The sequence below is a fragment of the Stenotrophomonas sp. 2YAF22 genome (assembly GCF_052114665.1).
GTDB lineage: Bacteria > Pseudomonadota > Gammaproteobacteria > Xanthomonadales > Xanthomonadaceae > Stenotrophomonas > Stenotrophomonas indicatrix.
The window spans coordinates 1-1,751 of the sequence record NZ_JBFRFE010000760.1 but is presented as its reverse complement, the minus strand read 5'-3'; the positions used below and the strand labels follow the sequence as shown (position 1 = coordinate 1,751).

General features: G+C 65.1%; 2 protein-coding genes and 1 pseudogene. All 3 read left to right on the top strand.

Annotated features, from left to right (window positions below):
* Positions 1 to 236 (top strand): annotated as a pseudogene (locus AB4Y84_RS20850) (winged helix-turn-helix domain-containing protein); the annotation flags it as partial.
* A 115-nt stretch (positions 237 to 351) separates the two neighbouring features.
* A complete protein-coding gene (locus tag AB4Y84_RS20845) occupies positions 352 to 1,251 on the top strand; it encodes a helix-turn-helix transcriptional regulator (RefSeq protein WP_442250839.1) in 900 nt (299 codons plus the stop codon).
* A gap of 49 nt (positions 1,252 to 1,300) precedes the next feature.
* Positions 1,301 to 1,751: TonB-dependent receptor plug domain-containing protein (locus AB4Y84_RS20840; protein WP_442250838.1), on the top strand; the 451-nt coding region annotated here is incomplete at its 3' end.

Below are 1,751 nucleotides of genomic sequence, written 5' to 3'. Positions count from 1 at the left end.
GCACGACCCTGGTCCGTATCCAGTCCGGACGCGAAGAAGCGGAGCGTTGCCTGGACGCGCAGCGGCTGAGCGCGGGCAATGGACTCAGCGCCAGTGCCGACGGAAACAGCCTGTACCTGGCCCTGGCCATCAGCGATGGTGCCGACATCGGTGTGATGCGATTGCCCGAACAACCGCCCGCACTGTTCCCGGCATTCTCCAAATTATTGATCTTGAACGAGAAAGGGCCTTCGTAATTTCTTCGTGACGATCTCGCCGCGAATTCGTGGCGATCTCGGCAGTCTTTCCTGACGCGCTGTCACCTCATTTGGCAAAACGGAGGCCTGTACTTGGCAAATCCGTGGTGCCCCTATGCGTCAACTCTCGCTGGCTGATCGTGGCCAAACCGTATCCCTGGACAAGGYGATCGACGATGTCGCGCCGACCTGCATGGGGGTTGCCCGCCTCGGCAGCCTGCAGACCGCCGGCACCAGTTTCAGCGTCTGGATGCAGGTGCGCGGCACCTCGTGGGTGGAAGCCAAGGAAGGGCGGTTCCGGCTGCGCCAGGGCGAGTGGATCGCGTTCGAGAAGGAGTCCAGGCCACTGGTCCAGGCCGGACGCAACGGCTTGTGCGTGGGCATGAACCTGAACGTGGAAGCGCTGCGCGTGCTGACCGAAATGGCYGACTGCGGCCTGTACGCCGGTCGTGGCCAGATGAACCGCGCTGATGCGCGGGTGGCATTGCGCCTGTGGCGGGACGCCCTCGCCAGCGGGCAGCCGGCGCAGGCACTACGTCCGTTGCTGCTGCATCTGGCCGGTCTGCAGCGCAGCCTGGCCGACAACGTACAGCGTTGCCCCGGCCGCTCGCGCAGCCGCAAGCGCCAGGTGTTCGGTCGCATGCAGCGTGCGCGCCTGTATCTGGAAGGCAACAGCCACCGTGTGGTGCGCATCGGCGAACTGGCCGAGCTGACCAACTTCTCCAGCTGGTATCTCTCCAAGACGTTCCAGAGCCTGTACGAGGAAAGCCCGCAGTCGCTTTCGGCACGGTTGCGTCTCGAGCGCGCAGCCGATCTGCTGCGCGACACCGACATGATGGTCGGCGAGGTCGCTGCCGCCAGCGGTTTCGACAACTGCTGCAGCTTCGCGCGCGCCTTCCGCGCCCGCTACGGCCAGTCCGCCTCGCGCTTCCGCGAGAACGACGGACAGCTTCCGCCACACTCCGCAAAGTCTCCGGTTGTGTCGCGCAAATACAGCGCTGCAACGCAATCGTAACGTGCTACGGCGTTTTAACACGCTACTAACACGTACCTTGGAGAGATTGATGAACGTTCGTATTCCCGCAGTGCGGCTCGGCTTGCTGCCGGCCGGCATTGCGCTTGCCTTGGCACCGTCCTTCGCTTCGGCGCAGGACGCAGCTGCCGGCGGCACGACCGACCTGGACCGCATTTCGGTCACCGGTTCGCGCATCCGCCAGGCGAGCATGGAAACCGCGCAGCCGGTGATCGCGCTGCAGCGCGCCGACATTGAAAAGCAGGGCTTCACCAGCGTTGCCGACATCGTGCAGAACCTGTCGGCAACCGGTTCGCCGGCAATCAGCCGCGCCGATGCCCTGACCTCGGGCGAAGAAGTCGGCGGCCAGTACGTCGACCTGCGCAACCTCGGCCCGGAGCGCACCCTGGTGCTGCTGGACGGCAAGCGCATGGGCACCAGCACCGGCGGCTACACCGACCTGGCCTCGATCCCGACCTCGGTCGTGGAACGCATCGAAGTGC